A 20,301-nucleotide genomic window follows, 5' to 3' on the forward strand; every position below is an offset into this window, starting at 1 on the left:
TTATATGCAAGGATTTGGTATCCTCAATCGTGTTACTTATATAAAACAAAAAATAAAACACATTTAGGAGGGAATCTATCATGAAGAAACTGATAACGTTAGGGGCAGCCGCAGCACTTGTATTTACAATGGGCACGGTTGTATTTGGTGCTGATATCAATATGACCGGAGAGAACCAAGGGATCCCATGCGAATATGCGGATACGAACGGGGATGGTATCTGTGATACCTGTAATCAGCGCTGTACAGAGTATGCAGATGAGAACCAGGATGGTGTGTGCGACAACTGCCTGAATAAAGAAACAGATGGAGAGGCACACCATAATCCCAGCGGCCATAACACATGTAAGAGAAACGGTACCTCTGCGGGCACTCATCACTCTTTTGGGACTCATCATTCTTCCGGTCACGGGCATGGAAATCATCATAAATAAAAAAATATCCGGTATAGGGCAGCGGTCACAAGCGACCGCTGCCTGTTGCCGTTACGCGGCAAAGATAAGATGAAAAGTCTGTCAAAGCAGCCGCTGCTGCGGTATACTACATATAAGAATACCGGGGGAGGTGCGTGAGTGAGGAGTGAACATGATGTAAACGGAGCAGTGGAAGCATATGCAGATATGGTTCAGCGCATCTGTTTCTATCATCTGAAAAACAAGGCGGATACGGAGGATATATTTCAGAATGTATTCTTAAAGTATATGCTAAGCGATATGGAGTTTCAGGATGAGGAACATAAAAAGGCATGGATTATCCGGGTTGCGGTAAATGCCTGTAAGGATTTTCTGAAAAGCTTTTTCCGCCAGAGGACAGTTCCCCTGGATGCGATGAATGAAACTGCCGTATACCCCCTGGATGGGGAGAAAGAAGTATTTGAGGCTGTATTGACACTGCCGGGTAAATATAAGGACGTTATCTATCTGCACTATTTTGAAGGATACTCGGCGGCTGAAATCAGTACGATCCTGGGAAAAAAGGAAAACACCATTTATTCTTTATTATCAAGGGGAAGAGGACTTCTGAGGGAAAAGCTGGGAGGTGAAGAATTTGGCGAATAGAATCCATGATATGTTTGAACCTGTAAAAGCGAGTGAGGAACTGAAACAATCTACCGTAGAGTTTCTGCAGGCAGAGCGGCGGAAAAGAACAGCGCATTTCTTACGCCCTGCAGTGTACCGGACAATCGCCGCAGTCTGCGTAATGCTGATGCTTCTGGCCGGCATAGGCGGATATTCTGTCATGGGGACACCTGTCTCCTATGTAAGCATTGACGTGAACCCTTCCGTTGAGCTTGCGCTGAACCGTCTTGACCGGGTAGTCTCCGCTACCGCTTACAATGAGGATGGGGAGGTCATCCTTGAGGGTTTGGCGGTAAAAGGAAAGAAATACACAGAAGCCATTGACTTGATTCTGGACAGCGCAGATAAGAGCGCCTATCTGACCTCGGAATCCGATCTGGTATTTACGGTTGCCGCAAAGAACCGGCAAAAAAAGCGTGAGCTTCGCACGGGGATAGAAAACTGTTCCGGCTGCATGGAACACGGCGGGGAGAGCATCAGTGCAGACCTTGGTACGGTGACAGAGGCTCACCACCATGGGGTATCTCTGGGGAAATATTCAGCCTATCTGAAGCTTTCCCAATACGATGAGACAGTTACCGTGGAGGACTGCAAGGATATGACCATGTCCGATATACACCACCAGATTAAAGAACACGAACAGGATGGGAGCCACCAGAACGGGGAGGAACACAGGGAAAATGACGATGACAGCAGCAGTTCGGATGAAAAGCACCGGAACAGACATCATAATGGGGAGCATGAGTAAAAAACTATTGACTTTTCCGAAATGGTAAACAATAATAAAGTTACTTAGATAAAATGATTAATAAAAGATATCCTGAAAGGAGACTGGGAAAATGTACGACGTAACCGCATTGGGGGAATTATTGATTGACTTTATTCAAAATGGCATCAGTGACCAGGGAAATCCGGTATTTGAGGCGAATCCCGGGGGTGCACCCTGTAATGTGCTTTCTATGCTGGAGAAGCTGGGCTATAAGACTGCTTTTATAGGCAAGGTAGGAGATGATTTTTTTGGGAGAATGCTGGGGGGTGTAATTCAGGAGACCGGTATATCGGCAGAAGGCCTGCTCTACGACAAGGAGGTAAAGACAACTCTGGCCCTGGTACATCACAAGGAGGACGGAGACAGAGATTTCTCGTTTTACAGAAAACCGGGAGCGGATATTATGCTGAAGGCAGAAGAACTCTCAAAAGAGCTTATCGAAAACTCCAGAATCTTCCACTTTGGGACATTATCCTTAACAGATGAACCGGCGGCAGAGGCCACAAAAACAGCTCTGTCCTGGGCCAAAAAGGCAAAGGCCCTGATTTCCTTTGATCCCAATTACCGCGCTCCCCTGTGGAGTTCAGAAGAGGCAGCAAAGGAAGCAGTCTGGTATGGGATTAAGAACTGTGATATCTTAAAAATTGCGGATAATGAGATCCAGTGGCTCACGGGAAAATCGTCATACGATGAAGGGATCGAAGAAATACGAAGGTATGCAGCACCGAAACTTATGAATGTCACTCTGGGAAAGGAGGGAAGCATCGGGTACTGCAACGGAAAAAAGGTGTATGGCAAACCATTCATATCGGATCATACAGTAGATACCACCGGGGCCGGAGATACGTTTTGTGCCTGTGTCTTGGGATATGTTCTGGAACACGGACTGGATGATCTGGGTGAGAGGCAGCTGGAAGAGATGCTATCCTTTGCCAATGCGGCCGCGTCCATTGTCACCACAAGAAAGGGAGCAATTCGTGCGATGCCTTCCAGGGAGGAAGTGAAGGCGCTGGTACAGGCATAAACAAATTCTTTTTAGATAATTTTCATCCCTCAGGGAAACTAACGATAATCTAACATTGCATATGGTATTATTCTTCCTGGAACAAGAGAATGCATCACAACAGTTTCGGAAAGGGAAATACCATGAATTATAGAAAAATAAAGAAAATTATGGCTATACTTCTTATAGGAGTATCACTTGCCGGTTGCACTGAACCGGGGGGAAATAAATCTGGTCCGGATACTTCTAACGCAGCAGAGAGTAACGAACCTTCAACAGTAGAGGAGCTTGCGGATTATTTTATGAAGGCTGCAGAGGGTTATGCCTCCTCCACAGAACGGGCAGGAGTGCTCGAGGGTTTAGAAGAATCTCAGAAGGCCACCAGGCTGCAGATGCTTGTGCTTGCCAGCCGCGCGTTTGGCAGGCTTCCGGCTCCGGAGGGGTACCCAAAAAGGATAGCAGCCCCAGCGCCTGATCTGACAGACATACCTAAGTGGGCACAGGCAGACTTGCAGAATCTGGCGGACAGTGGGATTTTGGCTGCTTCCGACCTGGTAAATACGTCAGATGGAGAAAAAGAGGGGGGATCCGCCAAAAGCGGTATTTTAGAGGAGCCGGCCACTATGAAAGATGCCCGGATTATCGCCGCAAGATTTTTTGCATTCTTTGGCACAAATGAGAAAGATGACTTCTATACAGCGGTGAACCGACAGCAGCTCAATACGCTTGAGATACCGGAAGGCATGGACACCGCAGGGGGCTCAAGCGCTGTAGCAGCCAATACGGACGCGCAGCTCAAGGAGCTGATTCTTGAAATCGTAAACAGCGGGGAAGATTATACCAAGGGGAGCCCTGAGCAAAAGATACGTGACCTGTATAAGAACTTTGAAGATACAGAGGCCCGCAGCAGGGCTGGGATAGGACCCCTGAGGAAATACCTGGATGCGGTGGAAAAGGCCGGCACATTTTCAGAATTAAATGCTGCCGTTGCCTTATCGGTTCAGGAGCTGGGAAACTTGGCCAATGGTTTACTCCCCGGGATACCAGTTACCGATACGAAGGACAGTAGCAGAAGAGTCCTGCAGCTGATGACGCAGGTTCCCGGATTGGTGAAGAATGATTACGAAAACCCTGATGGGGAAGCATATAAAGAATATCGTGCATTCCTTGTGGAGCAGCTGTTGGCAGCCGGTGAGAGCCAGCCGGACGCAGAACGGCATGCGGATGGTATTCTGCTTCTTGAGAAGGACTTGGCTGACCATATGGAAGAGCAGGATGTATCAGGGAAAATAAAAGATCCGAACTATTATACGCCGGATACGCTGGATGAGATGATGCCTGAGGCAAAATTCTCCGAATTACTGGATGCCATTGGACTTCCCTCCGATGTAAAGATGGTAGTATTTGACGATACTCAATTTGAGGCTTATTCCAATTGGTTTACAGAGGAGAATCTTGAATTGTTTAAGGCTATAGAAAAAATGGCGCTGCTTACGGGATACAGCTCCTATCTGAGCGAGGATTTAGCGGAGAAGTTCGGTACTGGGGGTGTTACATCGGCAGATATTGCTGTGCAGAACTTCCTTTCAGATGAACTGGGACGGCTTTATACAAAACGTTATTTTCCCGAAGAAGCAAAGGCCGGGGTTGAAGAAATGGTTAACTTGCTGACAGATACCTTTAAGGACAGGATAAAACGCCTGGATTGGATGGAAGACAGTACAAAGGAAGAGGCTATCAGAAAACTGGATTCCATTACTGTGCTTATCGGATATCCGGATGAATGGATTTTCAATGATGCAGTGATCGCCGCCGGTGAAGAGGGCGGGAGCTATTTTGCAAATGTAGCTGCTACTGAGGCCGCAAAATGGAAGCGTCAGGCGGAGGACCTGCAAAAGCCCGTGGATCCCAGACGCTTTCCTCTGGCTGCCTATACGGTTAATGCCGCAGCCAGCAGAAATACAAATACCATCATCTTCCCGGCCGGCATCTTGCAGGCGCCGTTTTACGATAAAAACAATTCCTTTGAGGAGAACCTTGGCTCCATCGGCAGCACCATTGCCCACGAAATTACCCACATGTTTGATGACGGTGGGTCACAGTATGATGCACAGGGGAATATAAGAAACTGGTGGACAGATGAGGATTACAGCCATTTTCAGGCGTTATGTAAACGTACAGTGTCATTCTATGAGGGATATGAGGCGGTACCTGGCGTCAAAGTAAACGGGCAGGAGACCCTTAGCGAAAATATTGCTGATATTGGGGGGATTGCATGCGGATTAGAGATTCTGTCTCATATGGAAAATCCGGATTATGACGCATTTTTCCGCAGCTATGCGGCTCAGTGGGTGAGAGTGGCAGATTACAGTACACTGAAAGAGTTGGCAGAAAATGACTTCCATGCACCCAATAATCTCAGGTGCAACAAAGTGCTGGCCAATTTCCAGGAGTTCTATGATACTTATGGAATCCAAGAGGGAGATGGAATGTATATACCTGAACAAGACCGTATAAAAATATGGTAGTAAAATAAGAATCTGTCAGGGGTGAGAATATGAAATTATTAGTAGTAGAGGATGAAGAGCTGCTTTCTAAAACAGTGGCAAAGGGACTCAGGCTTCTGGGATACTCGGTGGACTGTGCCTTTGACGGGGAGGAAGCCCTATATCTCTATGAGGTGAATCAGTATGATCTCATGATATTAGATCTTAATCTTCCCAAAATAGACGGGCTTGAGGTTCTGCGGCGCATCCGCAGCCAGGACGATACGTTCCGGGTCTTAATCTTATCTGCCCGCAATACGCTGGAGGATAAAGTGAACGGGTTAGACCAGGGCAGCAATGATTATCTGACAAAGCCTTTTGAGTTTCAGGAGCTGGAGGCTCGTATCCGTGGACTCCTCCGGCGTCGGTTTACTACTGTAAATACTATCATTAACTGTGGCAGACTCTGTATGGATACTGTAGCAAGACAGGTCTGGTGGGGGGATACGGAAGTGAAGCTGACCAGGAAAGAGTATTCTCTGCTGGAGTATTTATTTGTCCATGCCGGACAGGCAGTGGGAGCGGAAGAACTCATAGAGCATGCATGGGACAGTGGGGCAGACCTATTTTCCAACACCTTTCGCTTTCATATGCACTCCCTGCGCAGAAAACTGGACAATGCAGGGGCAAAAGAGTATATCATTACAGAGCGGGGAAAGGGGTACCGTCTGCAGTGTCCCAAGGAGGACTTATGATAAAAAGACATACGTTGCAGCTTCAAATTACAGGGATTGTAGGCGTCATATTGGTGATTGTTTGTGTTCTCTTAACTGCCAATTCACTTTTTTCAGCCCAAAGCTATTACGGGGATTATGCTTCCCTGATTGAAGAGGGGAGGGCTGAATATGATCCCGCACTGCCTGAGGGCGAGCTCCCCCCTGCCCTGAATCCCGGCGTAACCTATCAGCAGGCTTCCTTGCGGTTTTCGGTACAGGTGGTCACAGCCATGGCGGTGATTGTGCTGCTTGCATTGGCCGCCACATACTGGGCGGCGGGAAAGGCTCTCCGCCCCCTGAAAGACCTGACGCAGTCTGTGCAGGCAGTAAATGATCAGAACCTGGACAGACGTCTGGAAATCAAAAAGTCTCAGGGAGAGGTAAGGGTACTGGCAGATGCCTTCAACAGCATGATGGAACGTCTGGAAGAGGCATTCTTAATTCAGAAAAGCTTTGCTGCAAACGCGGCACACGAGCTTAAAACCCCCCTTGCAGTTATTAAAACCTCCCTTCAGGTGCTGAAGATGACACCCCGCCCTGAAGTAGAAGATTATCAAGAGTTTATGAGCGATACAGACAAGTCTCTGGAACGAATTATCAAGACCGTAGAAGGATTGCTGGCGCTTGCCAGTCTTGGGGAGGTGCCTTTGGACCAACAAGTGGAGATATATTCTCTGCTTCACCAGGCAGTATCGGAGCTTTTGGGGACAGCCGGGGACAGCCGGGTATCACTGTCAGCGGAACAAAAAACAGACGCATGGGTATACGGAAATCCCAATCTACTCTACCGTGCTTTTTATAATCTGATTGAAAATGGAATTAAATACAACTGTCCGGGGGGCTTTGTCTCTGCGTCTGTTACTGAGGATGGAGATCATGTAATGGTTCAGATAAAAGATAACGGATTGGGAATTGCGGAAGAAGACCTGAATCATATCTTTGAGCCATTTTACCGCTCGGATAAGTCCCGTTCTCAGCGCATACCGGGCTCCGGTTTGGGTTTGGCAGTTGTGAAAATGATAGTGGAGAGACATGGGGGGAAGATTGAGGCAGTTAGCAAAGCCGGAGATGGCAGCACTTTTAAAATATATTTGCCTTACCTCTGTCCAAAGCTTCCTTCCTGAACTTGCCAGGTTGTCAGATAGGGTATAAGAGACAGCGGACAGCTGAAACTTCTCCAGCGAAACGGCATAAAGAGAACGTTAACAGAACGTCTAAATAGGTGAAGGGACGGCGGTTGGTCACCGTCCTCCACCCTATTCTATAAAATCCACTGTCTGTTTTACTTTTTAATCTGTGCCTCCGGGTTATAGGATTCCAGTTCAGCAACTACGTATTCTTCCAGATATTTCGGAATCTCCAATCGCTGGGGGCATACTTTTACGCACTTTTCGCACTTAATGCAGGCGGAAGCAGGTCCCCGTCCCTGTTCAATTAAGTTGCCGTAATAGAAGGCCTGGGTGAGGACATCATTGGCAGAGCTGCTCTTCTCCAGCCTTTTCATATCGTTATACAGTGCAAAATAGTCCGGGATCGCAATATTCTTGGGACATTCGCTCTCACAGTATCTGCACACGGTACAGGGAATGGGTGTATTGGCATTAATAATTTCCACAACCTTATCAATGATCTTATATTCCTCGTCATTGAGAGGCTGAAATTCCTCAAAAGTTTTTATATTATCATACAGGAATTCCATCCGGGGCATGCCGGCAAGGACTACCCGGACCCCGGGAAGACTTCCCACAAACCGGTAAGCCCAGGATGCGATAGAAGCATCCGGATTGTATTCTTTCATGATTCTTTTTGCCTCATCCGGTACTTCGGCCAGCGTGCCGCCTTTGCATGCTTCCATAACAACAATGGGTTTCCCGTGTTTTACCGCAACCTCGTAGATCTCTTTGGAACGGATGGCAGGATTTTTCCAGTCGATGTAGTTGATCTGTTCGATAACAAAGTCAATCTCAGGATGTTCCGTCAGGATTAAGTCCAGAAATTCCGGTGAATCATGCAGAGAAACGCCGAATTCACGGAATTTACCCTCAGCTCTTTTCTGTTTGAGAAACTCAAAGGTATCCCATTTCTTACAGTTCTCATAGGTCTCTTTGCCTATACTGTGGATCAGATAGAAATCAAAGTAATCCACATGGCACTTCTCCAGCTGCTCTTCAAAAATGGTTTCCATATCCTCCTTTTTTTTCATAAATTTAATAGGCATCTTTGTTGAGAGCAGAAAAGAGTCTCTGGGATACCTGTCTACCAGTGCTTTGCCCAGAGCCACTTCTGATAACCCTCCGTGATAAATATAAGAGGTATCAAAATAATTAAATCCATGATCCATAAAAATATCAATCATATTCTCAAGGGTCTCATAATCAATCGAACGCTGTTCGTTGGGATCTGAGATGGGCAGACGCAGTCCCCCCAGTCCGAACCTTTTGCCAAAATTAATTGCCACAGCATATCCTCCTTCCAAACTATTCATTTTCATTTTTACCTGAGTCTTACTATCAGGCTATAATACATTTCATATACTTATCTATATAATAAATAATTAAAATAGAATTGTCAATTTGTGAATGCCCAATTTATTAACAAAATATTCGATGAGATTTGTGGCATAATCACTAATTGACTTTTTCTGCCATAAGGAACATAATAAATTTTAGATATGTATTTCAAATGCATTTCATATACTAAAAATATGAATAACAGGTGCTGTTAAGATTTTTGTCTTTGTGAGAAGGAGGGATTTTTAATGAAAGATATGTTAAAAGGTCAGATAGCTATTGTTGCCGGGGGTACAAGCGGGATGGGAGAGGCTACGGCTAAACTCTATGCCCGGGAGGGAGCGGTTGTGATTATCGGCGGAACCAATCCCAAAAAGGGAAACCGTGTCCTGAAGGAGATTACAGATGCAGGCGGGGAGGCCCGTTATTATGGCCCTCTTAATGTTGCAAGCAAAAAAAGCTGCGATGATATCGTGGACGCTGTAATCAAAGAGTTTGGAAAGATCGATATCCTGGCAAACTTTGCAGGGAGAAGCTACGACGGTGACTCAAATATGACACCGGAGGAACGCTATCAAACAACTATGGATGTAAATATGACGGGAACCTATAACCTTGCTTTTTCAGTGGTTCCTCATATGAAGGAGGCGAAGAGCGGAAAGATCATCTTATGTTCATCCAACGGAGCCTTTAACCCAACCACTCCTGCTTATGACTATCATATGGCAAAAGCTGCCTGTGAATCCCTGACCATTAATCTGGCCATGGAACTGGCGCCTCTGGGAATCCGGGTAAATTGCATAAAACCTGGTCCCATTGTCACCCCGTTCTGGGATGAGCTGTTTCCGCCAGAGGAAAAGGAAGCTATGGAGGCGGCTTTTCACGGAATTGCAACCAGAGAGGTTCCCCTAAACCGGATGGGAACTCCGGACGATATTGCAGGTCCGGCCTTGTTTCTGGCTTCTGATTTATCGGCATATATTACAGGCCTGCTGCTTTATGTGGGCGGAGGTATGGGATACGTCTATGCCCACGGACAGTCTGCGATTCTGGGCAACGTACCCCTTGCGGGGGAAAAGTGAGAGAACCCCGCATAATATCTGAACCTGTTCCTATGCCAGCGGAGGTTTTATAGATGAATGATGCGAGCAATAACAAGCAAAACAATTATGGAAAAGTAGTCTGCGGTATCCTCTTTTTTGCGCTGATGGTGGGAAATTACTTTCAGTATCAGCTTTCTCCGTTAGCCGGCCAGTTAATGGAGAATATGAATCTGACACAGAATCAGTTTTCCAGTATTTTTACCTCCCCTATGGTGACCTCCATTTTTCTTGGCATTATTGCCGGGGTGCTTGTAGACAAATTTGGGAGTAAGAGGGTTATTATGGTCACGCTGATTATTTCTGCCGCCGGACTTTGTTACCGTCCTTTTGCAGATAGTTATGCAACCCTGTTTTTCAGCATGATATTAGGGGGTACAGGAATCACCTTTTTGAATGTAAATATGTCAAAAATAATCGGGGGCTGGTATCCTCCTGAACGGGTTGGTCCCATCATGGGTCTGATTATGGCGGGAAATACGGTTGGGATGACCCTTGGGACCGCCACAACCGCAATGCTCCCATCGATCCCCACGGCTCTCTGGATCTCCGGGGCTGCCTCAGTGGCGGTAGCTGTGCTCTGGATTCTGTTTGTAAAAGAAGGGCCCTACATCCAAAATGCAGGGAGCGGTTCCGGGGAGTCCCTCCTAACCTCTCTGAAACCGGCCCTGAAGAGTAAGAACATATGGCTGGTAGGCCTTTGCCTGGCCTGTATCCTGGGATGTAATATTTCCCTGGCCTCATTTCTCCCAACTGCGCTGCAGTCCAGGGGGATCAGCGCTTCTATGTCCGGGATTATCGCGTCTATTATGACAGTAGGAAGCTTCTGCGGGTCCTTCTTCGGCCCTACCGTCATAGCCAGGATGCCCCGCATGAAGCCGGCGCTGATTGGATGCGCGGTTCTGGCAGCCCTGTGTGCGGCCTTCGGGTGGATGGCTCCGCCGGTTTTGGCGGCGGTGATTGTATTTCTGGCAGGTATGTTTATCAGTGCGCTGATTCCTACCTTTATGTCCTTTCCCATGATTCTTCCTGAGATTGGCCCGGCTTATGCCGGCAGTGCCGGGGGCGTTATTACCACGCTGGAACTTCTGGGGGCGGTAATTATTCCTACTTATATCATCACACCGGCAGCGGGCAGCAACTTTAGCCTGTACTTTATTATGGCGGGGGTATCCGTTGCTCTTATGTCAGTATTTGCGATTTTCCTTCCTGAACTGAATAAAAAAGAACAAAGATAACAGGATCAATGCTTACAGCCGAAAGGCACAGTTGACAAACACTTTTGTAATGTTATACTTTGATCAGGATGCAGACGCCGGCAGAGAAGCGCTTCGCTTCTCTGCCGGCGTCGATGCGGCGAAAATATTAGATGTGACAAAAGCAGGGAATTGACTATGGATATAAAAGGAATGCTTTATTTTATCAGTGCTGCAGAAAACCTGAGCTTTACAAAAGCAGCCCTGGAAAAGAATGTGACACAGACAGCCATCAGTCTGAGTATATCTAAGATGGAGGAGGAGCTGGGATTTCAGCTCTTCACAAGACAGAAACGATCCGTGCAGCTGACAGAGGCCGGCAAGGATTTTTATGAGAACATTGTGGATGTTGTAAAAAAATATGAAGAGGCAGTAGAGCATGGTATGCTGACTGCCGCCGGAAAGGTAGGGGAGATACGCCTGGGGGTTCCGGACTTTGCCATCGGGATGAGTCTGACCCAGCCCCTTCGCAGATTCCGGGAGGCTTACCCTCAGATCAATATCAAATCTGTAATTATCCCGCCCCATAAAATGATGCAGGCAATTGATGCCAGGGAAATTGACGCGGCCATTGGCTTTCCTCAGGAATTTGAGGCTAATACGGCTCTCACTCATCGGGTATTCCGCAGAGATAAGCTCATGGTTGCTATGGCACCCCACCATCCCCTAGCTTCCTGTCCGGCACCTACCCTGGAGCAGATAAGCTCTTATACCGTTACTGTGGTGCACCCCCAGAAGGCCCCTATGATCTATCTCTATATGTGCGGGCTCTGGGAGAAAGCGGGCTTTAAGCCCCGAAATGTAATTCATTCGCCAACCCTTGACGATGCCCTTCTTGAGGTGGCGCTGGGCAATGCCGTCATACTGATTACAGAGCAAAGCTACTCTGTCTACAACACATTTCTCACCTACAGCCCTTTAAAAGAATTGGAGGGGTATAACACCGAGATAGCCATAGCCTGGGGGAAAGACCGGGAAAACCCTATTATTAAAGGATTGGTTTGGACGCTTCTGGAACAATCCTGACAGGTATGAAAAGGTTCTGCTGATCCAGAGCCTTTTTTGCTTTGCCGGCAGGTTTGTTGATATTCCAACTCTGATTTGATATAATCATAGGAAAGCAAAAGCAGGGTATAAATTTTGAAAACAGATAGGGGGTATTCCTTTGCCGTTACATATGTATTGGGGCCTGGGGCTGCTGGTGCCGGTGTGCTGTACACTGATATATGGTTATGTGTCCCGTAAGGCTTTGGAGGCATTGGGGTACCCCAACGCCTCCTCTGTCTGGAAGCATTTTAGCAGGTGTTTTTTTTCTGTGCTGTTGTTTACCCTTTGGGGAATGTACAATATTCCGCTTCCAGTGGTATACATCCTGGCTTATACGGACAAAGTGTTCCGTCTGCTCCGCAAAGAGGAGAGCCGCGCAAAGGAACTGTTCCTGATTAACTTTACCCATTTGACCACTATGGCCCTGCACATGATTCTAATCGGGGTATTCTCTCTCATCACTCATAGTCAGATGTATGAGCTTTTGCAGCAGCCTTTCTGGCGTATTCTCACCATAGGCTTGGTGTTTACTGTGAACAGTGTGGCTGCAGGGATGATTCCCCGATGGAATATAGTACTTGAAGTGCTCCGCACCCAATCAGAAAGTGCGGAAGCGCGGCCTTTTATGATATTTCTCTGGTTCTGCAATGCTTTTTTGCTGCTGGACAGTGTGCTCTGTGTCTCAAAGATTGCGTGGGGACTGCTTCCTCTGTTTCTGATTGGAAGTACAGTTTTGCTGGAATTCTACCTTATCCGTTTTCTGAGGCATCTCTATGCTGTCTTAAAGAAGCATTACCTGGAAGAAGAGCACTACCGGCTGATAGAGAAATTGGAACAGCAGGATCGGGAGGCGGCAGTCTTGCGGAGCAAAAGTGTGCTGGATCCTATGACCAATATATTTACCCGCCGCTATCTTGTAGAAAAAATGGAGTCGCTGAAAGCGGCAAAGGAACCTTTCTCCTTCGTCTATATTGACTTGGATCACCTGAAGCAGGTCAATGACAGGGACGGGCATCACGCAGGGGATCTCTACCTGATGCGGTTTGTGCATGAGTTTGGCTCTCTGCTCCGCAGGGACGATATATTTTCCAGGGTAGGCGGGGATGAATTTGTGGTGCTGCTTCCCGGGTGTAAAAAGGATGCAGCGGCAAATCGGTTAGAGGACATTCGTATGTATATGGAAAAGAAGTCTGATTCCTGTATCTCGTTCAGCTATGGCGTAGCCTATGTTTCCGAAAATGCCGGGGACAGTACAGAGCAGATCTTCCGCAGGGCGGATCAGGAAATGTATCTGGATAAACAGGCAAGAAGGCGTTAGGAGAGGAGGCGGTCCTATGTTATTGCTATTGCTGACGGCGGCGGCCTATTTTTATTATCACTGGCAGTACTTTCTTCTGGTATCCCATATCCGGAAAATGCCGTATCCCCGGATGGGTCTTGTGATCCTCGGCTTTCTGGTGAATTACCTTTTTTTCATCATCTGCAGTATTTTGGAATTTCATCTGGTCTTAAATTGGCTTCTGTTTGCATTTTTGCTGTTTTTTGAAACTCTTTTTTGCTTTAAAGGAGATAAACGCTGTGCCCTGTTTCATACTCTGACAGGGATTATCTGCGGACTTGCCGCGAATATTTTCTGCCGCAGTATTATGGCGATTCTGATCCAGCAGCCCATGCATAACTTTGACAATCATATCCGGAGCAGCGGCAATGTAAAGGGGGTCCCTGTACTGCTGGGTTTTATACTGGCAGGACTCGTCCTGCAGTTTATGAGAAAACCGGTAATTATACGCAGATTCCGCCTGATTTTGGATCATCCGCAGCATTATTCCTTTATACTGGAGATGATGACCGGATTGTTTTTCTATCTGTTTATCAATCTGCTCTTGTATTCTGCCACACTCAATGACCTGGTTCTTAAAATATGGAGCATAAAATCTTGTGTTTTTTCCGTTGCAGGGTTTTATATTGCCATACGATATACCTGGAGGATCTGTGAGCTGGACGATTACCGGGATAAGAACCGAACGATGGAAGCAAAATTGAGAGAACAACAGCTGGAGGAGGAACGACTGAAACATCAGGCGTCCCTGGATCCTATGACAGGACTTTATAACAGGCAGTATGCGGAAGAGACTATCGCATCTATGATGGAACAGAAGGTGCCGTTTACTTTGTGCTTTCTGGATTTGGACGGACTGAAAGGGGTGAACGACGCCTTTGGCCATGAGGAGGGGGATCGCTATATCCTGACCGCCACAGGAGAGATAAGCAGTGCCTGCCGGAATCGGGTGGACTCCCTGTACCGTTACGGCGGAGATGAGTTTCTGGTACTTTTTAGGGACATGTCAGCCGATATTGCCGGGAAAAGGGCGGAGACAATTAATGAGAGACTGCGGGCGGCCGCAGCGGATAAAGCTTTGCCATATTCCATGTCTATCAGCTACGGCATTGTGGAGAGTACAGAATTTTCGGAATGGAGAGCGCTCCTGCAGGAGGCAGATCGCAGAATGTACAGGCAAAAGCAGGAAAAGGGAATGGCACGGTATAGATAGAAAGAATCTGGAGGGATTTCCGCCTCCAGATTCTTTCTATATTAAACGATATCCCAGGGATTCATGGGTATTATATCTCTTCCTCCTCAGCCCTGCAATAGGCACAGGGGTCATAGCTTGAAGCTCCGGCAGTCCACAAAAGTCTCGCCTACAGCTACGGATGCACCGAAATTAATAGGAACTTCCACACAGAGGGTTTGGCTGATGGTTAAGGTACATATGCCATTTACTGTACCGGCGCATGTAGTATCACCCGGTATCACCACAGGTTCCCCACAGCATCTGGTACACGGAACCCCTGCATGGGCAAAGGGGGTTATTGTTACAGGAACACAAACGTTTACTTCCTGATAGCCGGTAGCAGGACAAGTTTCATTCAGCTGTTCAGGACAGGCGGTTATGTCTGCAGAACAATTGCAGGTCATATTTTCTGACATTCGGATTTCTCCTTCCATAAAGGACTCTATATAACATATGAAAAGGAAGAGAATTGTGTGAGTGGGGGGTACAATCACGACTGCCAGTCCGCGAAAGAACAGAAAGCCAATTGCTGTTAAAAAGAATCAGGAATGGTATTGGCTGAGTTCGCAGCAGGCGGAAAAATATAATCACAGCCTCCTTGTATCTTTGCACTAAAAGAAATATAATAGAGCTCTGAAGAAGTGATACGAGGATTATATATCTTCCGAGGAAAGGATGGTGTAAATGAAACGGATATTTTTGGTTGAGGACGATAAAGCAATTGCGAAGAACCTTGAGCTGCTGCTCCGTTCGGAAGGGTTTGCGGTACTTCATGCCGCTACCCGGGGGGAAGCACTTGCCCTGCTTGAGGGGAATACATTTGATCTGGCACTGGTTGATATCTCCCTGCCTGACGGTAATGGGTTCACAGTATGCACAGAGATCAAGGAGACCCAGGATATCCCGATTCTCTTTTTGACAGCATCCGGAGATGAGTCCAGTGTTGTTACGGGGCTGAACATAGGGGCGGATGACTATATCACCAAGCCCTTCCGCCCCCGGGAACTAATTGCCCGGATTGGCACCGCTCTGAGAAAATACGGGCGGTCAGGTACAGATTTTGAAGTCTGCGGGCTTCATGTAGATACGGCAAGCGGAGTGGTGAAGAAGAATGGCAGAGAGGTCTTCCTTTCCGCCCTGGAATACCGCCTTCTCCTGGTGTTTGTCAGCAGCCCCAAAAGTATTATCACCAGAGGCAGGCTCCTGGACGAATTGTGGGATGCGGCGGGGGAGTTTGTCACGGACAATACACTGACCGTATACATCAAGCGTCTGCGGGAGAAGATTGAGGACGATCCAAGTGCGCCCCGGATTATTTTAACCGTTCGGGGAACCGGGTACCGGTTGGGAGGCGGAGATGTTTCGAAATAGAGAGGTTCGGCAGTTTGCATACTTCTTTTTCTTAATTACTGCCGTCACAATATTCCTGGGGTTTATCATCCACCCGGCGGCCGGGGTTCTTGCCGGTGTGTCTGCTGTTTTATTCGGAACAGCTTTTTTTCTGTTCACAAAAGCCCGGTATAAAAGCTTAGTTCATATTTCCGAACAAATCGATCTTGTGCTTCATAATGCGGACCATATATATATCAGTGATGCAGAAGAGGGTGAGCTTTCCATTCTGCAAAGTGAGATCACAAAGATGACACTGCGTATCAGGGAGCAGAACGACGCGCTGAGAAGGGAAAAGGAACACCTAGCCGACTCTCTTGCGGACATTGCCCACCAGCTCCGCACTCCCCTCACATCCGCAAACCTTATTCTGTCGCTGATAGAGAAAACTACAGATGAAAAGGAACGGAGAGCGCTGCTGCGGGAAACAGAGGAATTGTTTGTACAGATGGAGTGGCTGATTAATTCCTTATTGAAATTATCCCGCCTGGATGCCGGCATTGTGGCTTTCCAGAGGGTGCCGGTTGATGTGAAACTCCTGCTTAATACTGCAGTCCGCCCTCTGCTGATCTCTATGGAACTGCATAATATTGAACTGCGGACAGATGTACCGGAGGGAATGACCATACAGGGAGATTTGAGCTGGCTCTCTGAAGCTATTCAGAATATTTTAAAAAATTGTATGCAAAGCGCGGGGGATAACGGCAGAATCGGGATTGCCTGTGAAGATACCCCGCTGTTCGGGGAGATCTCCATCCATGACAGCGGCAGCGGCTTTGAAAAAGAGGATCTGCCCCGCTTGTTTGAGCGGTTTTACAGCGGCAAGAATGGCACCGCGGCCGGGTACGGTATTGGACTGGCTCTCTGTAAGCGGATTATAACCCGGCACGGAGGGACCATTACTGCAAAGAATCATCCCCGGGGAGGGGCGGTTTTCTGCATCCGTTTTCCAAAGTGACGGATCTCTCACGGAAAAGTCACAGAAATGTAAGCCAAAAGTTCTATTATATGGGTAAAGTAAAATAAAGGAGGCTCACATAATGGAGTTTTTACAGATACAAAATTTATGTAAGGTTTACGGCAGGGGTGAAAACCAGATTACCGCACTGGATCACATTTCCCTTACAATCGAAAAGGGAGAGTTTACCGCTATCATCGGCTCTTCCGGGTCCGGCAAATCCACCCTGCTTCACGCAATTGCAGGGGTAGATGTGCCCTCAGGCGGAAAGATATATTTGAACGGACAGGATGTTTATGCCCAGAGCAATGAAAAGCTCGCCATATTCCGCAGACGGCAGGTGGGCCTGATTTACCAGTTTCACAATCTCATTCCCACCCTGAATGTAGTGGAAAATATCACCCTCCCCATTCTGATGGATAAGAGAAGGGTAAACAAAGAACGGCTGAACGACTTGCTGGAACTGCTGGGGCTGCAGGAACGCAGAACCCATCTGCCCAATCAGCTTTCCGGGGGCCAGCAGCAGCGGGTGGCTATTGGCCGTGCTCTGATGAACGCACCCCAGGTTATGCTGGCCGATGAGCCTACAGGCAGCCTGGACAGCCGGAATGGGCATGAAATTATTAAACTGTTAAAAGAAAGCAATAAAAAATATGGGCAGACCCTGCTCCTAGTAACCCATGATGAAAATATAGCCTTGCAGGCGGACCGCATCATTGGCATCTCAGACGGCAAGGTGGTGCGGGATGAGAGGCAGGTGGGGCTTAGATGAACATCTTTCATAAAGTGGCCTTCCAGGGGCTGAGGAAGAACCGTACACGTACGCTGGTTACAGTTATCGGAGTAGCGCTCTCTGCTGCTCTGATCACGGCGGTGGCGACCTTCGCTGTCTCTCTGCAAAACTATATGGTAAATGGCGCCATTGCAAAAAGCGGTGACTGGCACGTTGAGTTTCCGGATGTGGACCAGGATTTTGTCCGGGAACAAGCCGGTGACAGCAGGGTTGCCAATCTTACCTCCTTTGAAAATGTCGGCTATGCAATGCTGGAGGATGGAAAAAATCCTGACAAGCCCTATGCATTTATAGCCGGGTTCTGTGAGGATACCTTCGATACTTTGCCGGTACAGCTTGTTTCCGGCAGACTGCCTGAAAACAGCAGGGAGATACTTGTCCCGGTCCACCTTGCGGCAAACGGAGGCGTAAAATTCTCAGTGGGGGATACCCTTACCCTGACAGCGGGTACCCGTCAGGCGGGAGATGAAGTACTCTCACAGCACGATCCGTACCGCGCCGGGGAGGAAAGTCTGACAACAGGAACGGAGAAAACTTACACGGTGGTAGGGATCTGTCAAAGACCGGCCTTTGAGGAACACTCCGCGCCCGGATATACTCTGATTACCATAGGGGATGGGGGAAATGCTAAGAGACGTGTCAGCGCCTTTGCTGCTTTGAAAAAGACCGGTCAGATCCAAACGTACGCTGAGGAGGCGGCCCGGGGCGGTGCCTATGTTCTGAACGATAATGTGCTGCGTTTTCTGGGTGCTTCTGACGATACCCTGTTCAATACCCTTCTCTATTCCACAGGCATTATTGTGATTTTGCTTGTTATGCTGGGTTCTGTTTTTATGATTTACAACTCGTTCAATATTTCTTTGAATGAACGGACACATCAATTCGGAATTCTCATGTCGGTGGGAGCCACGGCAAAGCAGCTGCGCAATTCAGTGCTGTTTGAGGGAATTTGCATTGGTGTCCTGGGCATTCCCCTGGGTATTTTAATCGGTATCCCTAGTATCAAGCTTGTACTTGAGCTTGTGGCCAGGAACTTTGCAAATGTGCTCTACGATACCGTTCCCTTAACCCTGTGTGTTTCTGCTCCTGCGCTGGCAGCAGCGGCAGCTGTCAGTTTTATTACCATTTTAATCTCAGCCTATATTCCGGCAAGAAAGGCAGCGGGCACACCTGTGATGGAGTGCATCCGCCAGACGAATGAGATTAAGGTAGAGGCGAAAGCTATAAAAACCTCCAGATTGCTGGGACGCATTTACGGCCTTGAGGGGACACTGGCATTGAAAAATTTTAAAAGAAATAAGCGGCGCTACCGCAGTATTGTTTTGTCTCTAACGTTAAGTGTTGTGCTGTTTGTATCGGCAAGTGCTTTTAGTTCATGCCTAAGTGAGATGGGAGAGCAATCGGCGGTGGAGGCAGACGGTGATATATCTTTCTATTCCGCGGATATGGGGGAAAACGAAGCGCTCCGGCTGTATGACGAACTGAAAACCGCAGGCGGTGTAACCAGAAGTACTTATCAGGCGGTATCCGCCTATACCTGCACAGTAAAAACCAGTGATCTTACCAGTGAATTCCTGGACAGCTGCGGGGAGGATACAGGTATAGACAGGGAGAGTGACACAGCCGGGATGATGCTGGACGTTCAATTTATTGAGGATGATATCTACCAGAGTTTTCTGGAAAGCCTCGATCTCCCTGGCGAAGAGTATACCGCACAGGACGGAAACATGATTATAGTAGGTAAAAAGATGGTAGATTCCACGATTATTGATGTGTTCAGAGACCGGACCATGGAGTTTACCCTGGGTACTGCATCCGGGGAACAGACAAAGACGATCCATGCGTCCTTTGTGGATACCTACCCGTTAGACCCCCCGCCGGCGGATCCGGGCGAGGTGAAGGGTTATGTTCTTATGGTGATCGCCCCTTACCAGATGAAGCCGCAGTTTGACGCATTGAGTGCCCCCACAAAGATGGCATTTACCTTCTGGTCGGATCATCCGGGGCAGTCTGCGGCGCAGATGCAGACCATGATTGACAGCGCAGGCACTGCCGTGGATTATACTCTGTACAATCTTCATAAGATCCTTGAGGAAAACCGCAATGTCTCCTTCATTGTAAACTTATTTACAGTTATTTTTAGCATCATGATCACTCTGATTGCAGTGGCAAACGTATTCAACACCATTTCCACCAATATCAGGCTGCGGAGAAGGGAACTTGCCATGCTTCGTTCTGTGGGAATGCCTGACCGGGATTTCAATAAGATGATGCGCTTTGAGTGTGCCCTGTATGGTCTGCGGACCCTGCTGTTTGGCCTGCCCATCTCAGGGCTGCTTTCCTGGCTGATTTATAAGGGTATGGTACTGGGCGGTGCTGAGATTGCATATACCTTCCCGTGGAGCAGTATGGCAATCAGTATCCTCGGAGTATTTTTAGTAATATTTATTACCATGCTGTATGCGGTAAGCAAGATACGAAAAGAAAATATCATTGATGCCCTGCGGGACGATATGGCCTGATGGGTATGGGCTAAGAGCCGTATCGTCTGGCCGCCGCCAG

At 47.8% G+C, this 20,301-nt stretch carries 19 protein-coding genes; 17 read left to right on the top strand and 2 right to left on the bottom strand.

What is annotated here, in order from left to right; translation table 11 throughout:
• The first annotated feature begins 80 nt into the window (after positions 1 to 80).
• The 7 genes from ACGHCT_RS01025 to ACGHCT_RS01055 all read left to right on the top strand — a co-directional run bounded on the left by ACGHCT_RS01025 (position 81) and on the right by ACGHCT_RS01055 (position 7,237).
• Complete coding sequence (locus ACGHCT_RS01025) at positions 81 to 434, top strand: hypothetical protein (RefSeq protein WP_390437684.1); 354 nt, start codon at positions 81 to 83, stop codon at positions 432 to 434.
• A gap of 138 nt (positions 435 to 572) precedes the next feature.
• Positions 573 to 1,058, top strand: coding sequence for an RNA polymerase sigma factor (locus ACGHCT_RS01030; protein ID WP_226902489.1), 486 nt, complete (start codon positions 573 to 575; stop codon positions 1,056 to 1,058).
• Entirely contained in the window at positions 1,048 to 1,827 is a 780-nt protein-coding gene (locus ACGHCT_RS01035) for a hypothetical protein (protein WP_226902487.1), read from the top strand. The genes ACGHCT_RS01030 and ACGHCT_RS01035 overlap by 11 nt, the downstream gene beginning before the upstream one ends.
• A 91-nt stretch (positions 1,828 to 1,918) precedes the next feature.
• Entirely contained in the window at positions 1,919 to 2,872 is a 954-nt protein-coding gene (locus tag ACGHCT_RS01040) for a carbohydrate kinase (protein WP_390437687.1), read from the top strand.
• Positions 2,873 to 2,994: 122 nt separating this feature from the next.
• Positions 2,995 to 5,379: a M13-type metalloendopeptidase gene (locus ACGHCT_RS01045; RefSeq protein WP_390437689.1), complete on the top strand. Its 2,385-nt coding sequence runs from the start codon at positions 2,995 to 2,997 to the stop codon at positions 5,377 to 5,379.
• A gap of 29 nt (positions 5,380 to 5,408) precedes the next feature.
• The gene (locus ACGHCT_RS01050; protein ID WP_256280982.1) at positions 5,409 to 6,092 is read left to right on the top strand and encodes a response regulator transcription factor; all 684 of its coding nucleotides are present in this window, start codon (positions 5,409 to 5,411) and stop codon (positions 6,090 to 6,092) included.
• Complete coding sequence (locus ACGHCT_RS01055) at positions 6,089 to 7,237, top strand: sensor histidine kinase (RefSeq protein ID WP_390437691.1); 1,149 nt, start codon at positions 6,089 to 6,091, stop codon at positions 7,235 to 7,237. Before ACGHCT_RS01050 ends, ACGHCT_RS01055 begins: the two co-directional genes overlap by 4 nt.
• Positions 7,238 to 7,395: 158 nt before the next feature.
• Here ACGHCT_RS01055 and ACGHCT_RS01060 read toward each other — a convergent pair whose 3' ends face one another.
• Positions 7,396 to 8,571 (bottom strand): aldo/keto reductase, encoded by a 1,176-nt coding sequence (locus ACGHCT_RS01060; protein WP_226902483.1) that lies wholly within the window; start codon positions 8,569 to 8,571, stop codon positions 7,396 to 7,398.
• 300 nt (positions 8,572 to 8,871) lie between these two features.
• Here ACGHCT_RS01060 and ACGHCT_RS01065 point away from each other — a divergent pair, with 300 nt between their 5' ends.
• The 6 genes from ACGHCT_RS01065 to ACGHCT_RS01090 all read left to right on the top strand — a co-directional run bounded on the left by ACGHCT_RS01065 (position 8,872) and on the right by ACGHCT_RS01090 (position 14,578).
• On the top strand, positions 8,872 to 9,705 hold the full coding sequence (locus tag ACGHCT_RS01065; protein ID WP_154257533.1) for an SDR family NAD(P)-dependent oxidoreductase: 834 nt from the start codon (positions 8,872 to 8,874) through the stop codon (positions 9,703 to 9,705).
• Positions 9,706 to 9,758: 53 nt separating this feature from the next.
• Entirely contained in the window at positions 9,759 to 10,961 is a 1,203-nt protein-coding gene (locus ACGHCT_RS01070; RefSeq protein WP_390437695.1) for a CynX/NimT family MFS transporter, read from the top strand.
• A 31-nt stretch (positions 10,962 to 10,992) separates the two neighbouring features.
• Positions 10,993 to 11,115, top strand: a complete 123-nt coding sequence (locus ACGHCT_RS01075; protein WP_256280977.1) for a hypothetical protein — start codon at positions 10,993 to 10,995, stop codon at positions 11,113 to 11,115.
• A gap of 2 nt (positions 11,116 to 11,117) precedes the next feature.
• Positions 11,118 to 12,005, top strand: a complete 888-nt coding sequence (locus ACGHCT_RS01080) for a LysR family transcriptional regulator (protein ID WP_154257535.1) — start codon at positions 11,118 to 11,120, stop codon at positions 12,003 to 12,005.
• Between the two features lie 139 nt (positions 12,006 to 12,144).
• Complete coding sequence (locus ACGHCT_RS01085; protein ID WP_390437697.1) at positions 12,145 to 13,344, top strand: GGDEF domain-containing protein; 1,200 nt, start codon at positions 12,145 to 12,147, stop codon at positions 13,342 to 13,344.
• A 16-nt stretch (positions 13,345 to 13,360) separates the two neighbouring features.
• Positions 13,361 to 14,578 carry a GGDEF domain-containing protein gene (locus ACGHCT_RS01090; RefSeq protein WP_390437699.1) on the top strand — a complete coding sequence of 406 codons (1,218 nt, stop codon included), beginning with the start codon at positions 13,361 to 13,363 and terminating at the stop codon, positions 14,576 to 14,578.
• Between the two features lie 110 nt (positions 14,579 to 14,688).
• On the opposite strand, the gene ACGHCT_RS01095 is transcribed toward ACGHCT_RS01090, so the two are convergent.
• Positions 14,689 to 15,015, bottom strand: coding sequence for a hypothetical protein (locus ACGHCT_RS01095; RefSeq protein ID WP_390437702.1), 327 nt, complete (start codon positions 15,013 to 15,015; stop codon positions 14,689 to 14,691).
• 268 nt (positions 15,016 to 15,283) lie between these two features.
• Here ACGHCT_RS01095 and ACGHCT_RS01100 point away from each other — a divergent pair, with 268 nt between their 5' ends.
• The 4 genes from ACGHCT_RS01100 (at position 15,284) to ACGHCT_RS01115 (ending at position 20,261) form a co-directional block, all read left to right on the top strand.
• Complete coding sequence (locus tag ACGHCT_RS01100) at positions 15,284 to 15,970, top strand: response regulator transcription factor (protein ID WP_390437706.1); 687 nt, start codon at positions 15,284 to 15,286, stop codon at positions 15,968 to 15,970.
• Positions 15,957 to 16,946 carry a sensor histidine kinase gene (locus ACGHCT_RS01105; RefSeq protein WP_390437709.1) on the top strand — a complete coding sequence of 330 codons (990 nt, stop codon included), beginning with the start codon at positions 15,957 to 15,959 and terminating at the stop codon, positions 16,944 to 16,946. The genes ACGHCT_RS01100 and ACGHCT_RS01105 overlap by 14 nt, the downstream gene beginning before the upstream one ends.
• An 82-nt stretch (positions 16,947 to 17,028) precedes the next feature.
• Positions 17,029 to 17,718 (top strand): ABC transporter ATP-binding protein, encoded by a 690-nt coding sequence (locus tag ACGHCT_RS01110; protein WP_226902471.1) that lies wholly within the window; start codon positions 17,029 to 17,031, stop codon positions 17,716 to 17,718.
• Positions 17,715 to 20,261, top strand: coding sequence for an FtsX-like permease family protein (locus tag ACGHCT_RS01115; RefSeq protein WP_390437712.1), 2,547 nt, complete (start codon positions 17,715 to 17,717; stop codon positions 20,259 to 20,261). The genes ACGHCT_RS01110 and ACGHCT_RS01115 overlap by 4 nt, the downstream gene beginning before the upstream one ends.
• Positions 20,262 to 20,301 lie beyond the last annotated feature (40 nt).

Origin of the sequence: Lactonifactor longoviformis (assembly GCF_042848515.1) — a bacterium.
GTDB classification, from domain to species: Bacteria; Bacillota; Clostridia; order Lachnospirales; family Lachnospiraceae; genus Lactonifactor; species Lactonifactor longoviformis.

Bases quoted from the DNA above. Each gene is read 5' to 3' on its own strand.
- ACGHCT_RS01025 (WP_390437684.1), top strand. From the start codon at position 81: ATGAAGAAACTGATAACGTTAGGGGCAGCCGCAGCACTTGTATTTACA.
- ACGHCT_RS01065 (WP_154257533.1), top strand. From the start codon at position 8,872: ATGAAAGATATGTTAAAAGGTCAGATAGCTATTGTTGCCGGGGGTACA.
- ACGHCT_RS01080 (WP_154257535.1), top strand. From the start codon at position 11,118: ATGGATATAAAAGGAATGCTTTATTTTATCAGTGCTGCAGAAAACCTG.
- ACGHCT_RS01105 (WP_390437709.1), top strand. From the start codon at position 15,957: ATGTTTCGAAATAGAGAGGTTCGGCAGTTTGCATACTTCTTTTTCTTA.
- ACGHCT_RS01115 (WP_390437712.1), top strand. From the start codon at position 17,715: ATGAACATCTTTCATAAAGTGGCCTTCCAGGGGCTGAGGAAGAACCGT.
- ACGHCT_RS01095 (WP_390437702.1), bottom strand. From the start codon at position 15,015: ATGTCAGAAAATATGACCTGCAATTGTTCTGCAGACATAACCGCCTGT.
- ACGHCT_RS01045 (WP_390437689.1), top strand. From the start codon at position 2,995: ATGAATTATAGAAAAATAAAGAAAATTATGGCTATACTTCTTATAGGA.
- ACGHCT_RS01110 (WP_226902471.1), top strand. From the start codon at position 17,029: ATGGAGTTTTTACAGATACAAAATTTATGTAAGGTTTACGGCAGGGGT.
- ACGHCT_RS01040 (WP_390437687.1), top strand. From the start codon at position 1,919: ATGTACGACGTAACCGCATTGGGGGAATTATTGATTGACTTTATTCAA.
- ACGHCT_RS01100 (WP_390437706.1), top strand. From the start codon at position 15,284: ATGAAACGGATATTTTTGGTTGAGGACGATAAAGCAATTGCGAAGAAC.
- ACGHCT_RS01050 (WP_256280982.1), top strand. From the start codon at position 5,409: ATGAAATTATTAGTAGTAGAGGATGAAGAGCTGCTTTCTAAAACAGTG.
- ACGHCT_RS01090 (WP_390437699.1), top strand. From the start codon at position 13,361: ATGTTATTGCTATTGCTGACGGCGGCGGCCTATTTTTATTATCACTGG.
- ACGHCT_RS01070 (WP_390437695.1), top strand. From the start codon at position 9,759: ATGAATGATGCGAGCAATAACAAGCAAAACAATTATGGAAAAGTAGTC.
- ACGHCT_RS01055 (WP_390437691.1), top strand. From the start codon at position 6,089: ATGATAAAAAGACATACGTTGCAGCTTCAAATTACAGGGATTGTAGGC.